Source organism: Kluyvera ascorbata ATCC 33433 (assembly GCF_000735365.1).
Lineage (GTDB): Bacteria > Pseudomonadota > Gammaproteobacteria > Enterobacterales > Enterobacteriaceae > Kluyvera > Kluyvera ascorbata.
This window is the reverse complement of sequence record NZ_JMPL01000201.1, coordinates 1-3,774: the sequence shown is the minus strand read 5'-3', so window position 1 is coordinate 3,774 and position 3,774 is coordinate 1. Positions and strand designations below refer to the sequence as shown.

The following is a 3,774-nucleotide window of genomic DNA, read 5'->3' as shown; positions in this document are numbered from 1 at the left end:
TTTTTTATTGGCGGTTACGCGTTGCCGGGAGGAGCACAATGAGAAAGACCACGATTATTATGCTGATCATCGCCATTATTACCGTCGTAGGCGTTCAGCTAGGCTGGTGGTAAACCAGAGATAAGCCGCGCATCTGCCCGGCTTATCACCTTTCCCCGCGACGCTTCTTCATCTGATACATGTCGAGATCGGCCTGCTGAATGGCCGCATCCAGCGTCGTCACGCAAGGCGCAACCCCCCATGATACCGATAGCGGAACCTCCTGCCCCTGCGGGCTAAAGGGAAAGACCGCAATCTTCGCCGCAATCCGTTCTGCCACCATGTGCGCATGCGCAATATCAGTACGACTCAGCAACACCACAAACTCATCACCGCCGCTGCGAATCACCCAATCACCGTTTGCGCGAATATCACTCAGCATACACTGCGAGATAGCCTGCAGCGCTCGATCGCCCGCCTGGTGCCCGTAGCTGTCGTTTATCGCCTTAAACTTATTACAGTCAAAGAGAATAACCGTCATAAAAGGCAGAGCGCGCTGTTGGATAAGCGCAAAAATATTGCGCGTAAAGCAGCCGGTGAGCGGGTCGCGATAAAATCTCAGGTCAGCATGGTTAAGATGGTAACGGATCAATAAGAATAACAAGAGCAGCAGCACCGGGGCTAATGCCATCATCACCTGCGCTTGCGGGGTGTGCGTAATAAAAAGCCACAAGGGAAGCGCATACTTTATTTCATAGCGCGACGATACGGTGTGAATACGGTGACTATCCAGCCAACCGCAGTTGCCAATGATGCACAGCACTTCACCGGTTTCTTTGCTTTGATACCCCATAATCAACCCTGGCGGCACCTGTTGATTAAAGGCAAGCCCCAGCATCCGCTGTAGCTCGACTCGCGACAGATCGTAGGCCAGATAACCGATGATATGGTTGCTCGGTTCACCTTCCGAGAGATCGTAGATATAGCTCACTACGCTGTAAGCTTTATCGCCGGTGATTTTATCGGAGTAAAAGGTTGTCGAACTGAGTGACTTTTTGCGTACGCTCTTTTGCAGCACACGATCGTAGAACATCTCCGGCTCATTAAAAAAATGACTCGGGTCATGTGCCATCTGCGAGGTTTCAAAGCTAAACGGGATGGAATCTGTTGGGGTGAACCAGTAAAACCAGCGGCCGTCGCTGGCAATAATATAGCGATGGATATCATGCTGTTCGGGATTGAGTGCGCGAACTTTATCCCGAATGTATTCGGCCGCGACGTAGATACAACGAGCGCTGCGCTCCGGGCTGCGGGAGATCAATGCACCATGCTGATTATCGATATTTTTTGCATCGGCGTTAATTCCCCAGGCCTCACCGCGAGGCTCAAAAACATCGGCATCACCGCACAAAAAGTGACGGCTTATTTGCTGATAACGCACGCCGGCGGCTTCCGCCATCAGCTCGTTATCGTTAAACAAGGTAACCATCTGATTTTGAAGTTCGTGAATGCCTTCATTCACCTGCGATAGCGTACGCTGGTACAAGAAAAAAATGGCAAGACAGATAAGCAGGCAGGTGACCGCCACTGAGACCAGTAGGGACTGCTTTTTACGCAAACTATCCTGAATAATTCTCACTGACACCCCGTGCGGATGGGTTAATTCCCTAAAACGCTACCCGCGCAGTCAGCCACAGCGACACGGTACGTTTTCAATACGTATCAGATCATTATGGACGAGAACTTTCGCAAGCGAGAATTCGATCCTGTCAGGAGTCAGGCCTAATGGCAATAGGATTTCAGGAAGGGTGAGCGCCGTCCCTCACCCAAAGTGATTAGTGCTGGTTATCGGAACCTAAGAAATAAAACCCCAGCGGAATGGAACACAGTATGGTAAATATCGAGCTATAGACCATCACCATCGCGCCTTGCAGCACAAACATACCGGTGGTCCACTCGGCGTACGGCAGATTATACTCTCTGACCACACCACCAAAAGTCGCTCGCCCTACCACTACCACGGCAATGGTAAATACCACTACAGCACACAGCAGGAATTTCTTGCCGTTTGGTGTCCGCAGTTTCTCCAGAATCATCGCATCCTCCCGACGCTGACTACACGATATTTTGCTGTATTTGTAACACTAATGAAGCATGAATTGAATGTTTTTGTTTGCGTGAGGTAACTAAGTGACTATCAAACCGCTCCCGTCTTGATGCAGGTCATCATGCTAAAGCATGACCATAGCGGGGCAGATTCATTCTTTTGCAGGAGCGCCCTTCCGCCTTGATTTGCCATGTTTAAAACAACGGCAACGGAGGACAAGACGATGGCCTGGCACCCCTTTCTTTATGTAATAACCAATGCGACCCCTCGCCGTTCGGCAAAACGCGGCAAGCTCACACTCGTTAAAAAAACGTTAACGCCGCCCGCAGGCGGCGTTGGGGGGATTATTCGAAGAAGACTTCCGGGTTATCCGCCAGCGAGACAAACGTTTTGGTGTTTTTATCCAGCGCGCGAATAGCACCGCTTTCAATGTCATACACCCATCCATGCAGACGAATCGCGTTATCGCGCAGACCCACCGCTACCGACGGGTGCGTTTTGATGTTGTTCAACTGCGCAATGACGTTCTCTTCTACCATCGCGTTAACCTTATCGGTTTCGTTCGCGTAGGTTTTCTTCTCAACAACCGCTTTGGCAGCATCAGAATAGCGCAGCCAATGGGAAACCGCTGGCATCGGCTCCAGGCACTGGCAGGTGGCGATAGCTTTCATCGCGCCGCAGTTAGAGTGGCCACAAATCACAATATCGGTTACGCCAAGCGCCACAACCGCGTACTCAATGGTTGCAGATACCCCACCCGGCTCCGGGCCGAAGGACGGCACGATATTACCGGCGTTACGGATGACGAACAGCTGCCCCGGTTCCTGCTGGGTAACCAGCTCAGGGACCAGACGGCTGTCAGAACAGGAGATGAACAGCGCTTTTGGGTTCTGGCTGGACGCCAGGCTGCGGAAGAGTTCCTTACGTTGAGGAAAAACTTCTTTCTGAAAGTTGAGGAACCCTTCAATGATATGTTGCATAGCAGTATCTCTTTTTCGTTTTTACGCAGGTCATGATTGATATCACATTTTCAGTGTACCACCTGTGTGCAGAAGAGAAAGCACTCAATAGCGTTACCCCTTCGTTACTCACTGACAACAACTCGGTTTCGCCCACTTCTTTTGGCAACGTATAACGCTTTATCAGCAAACGAAATACACTCATCTGCTGTGAAACGTTTATCCGGTGACGTAAACACGCCAATACTCACCGTCATCGGTTCCGGCGTTAATTGCGGCACATTTTTTTCGGTCTCTATCGCGATACGGGCGCGGATTCTTTCTGCAACGATCTGCGCCACCTGCGGTGATGCGTTATACATCAGCACGGCGAACTCCTCACCGCCAATACGAGCAAGGACATCGTTTTCACGAATCGCACTCCTGGCCAGTTCAACAACGCATCTGATAACCGCATCCCCGACCGGGTGGCCATAGCGGTCATTGATACGCTTAAAATGGTCAATATCAAGAATCATCACACTGATATCGTCCCTGGAAGCTACTCGCTGCTGTAACTCTTTGTAGAAATACGCGCGATTGTAGATGCCGGTTAATGGGTCATGAATCGAGAGCATGGTGGAGTTTTTGTGCATCAGAAAAATGTCATACAGCAGCACAATAATCACAAAGAAAGTGCAGACTACCTCAATGCCGCGGCTCAGATACCAGACGGAAAAATTGTACTCA

General features: G+C 50.5%; 4 protein-coding genes. All 4 read right to left on the bottom strand.

Annotated elements, in window-relative coordinates; genetic code table 11:
- Positions 1–145 precede the first annotated feature (145 nt).
- Complete coding sequence (locus GKAS_RS22940) at positions 146–1,618, bottom strand: GGDEF domain-containing protein (protein WP_035897793.1); 1,473 nt, start codon at positions 1,616–1,618, stop codon at positions 146–148.
- 196 nt (positions 1,619–1,814) lie between these two features.
- Positions 1,815–2,075: a DUF2534 family protein gene (locus tag GKAS_RS22935; protein ID WP_035897791.1), complete on the bottom strand. Its 261-nt coding sequence runs from the start codon at positions 2,073–2,075 to the stop codon at positions 1,815–1,817.
- Positions 2,076–2,430: 355 nt separating this feature from the next.
- Positions 2,431–3,066 (bottom strand): carbonic anhydrase, encoded by a 636-nt coding sequence (locus GKAS_RS22930; RefSeq protein ID WP_035897790.1) that lies wholly within the window; start codon positions 3,064–3,066, stop codon positions 2,431–2,433.
- Positions 3,067–3,170: 104 nt separating this feature from the next.
- A partial coding sequence (locus tag GKAS_RS22925; protein ID WP_035897788.1) for a GGDEF domain-containing protein occupies positions 3,171–3,774 on the bottom strand: 604 nt, incomplete at its 5' end.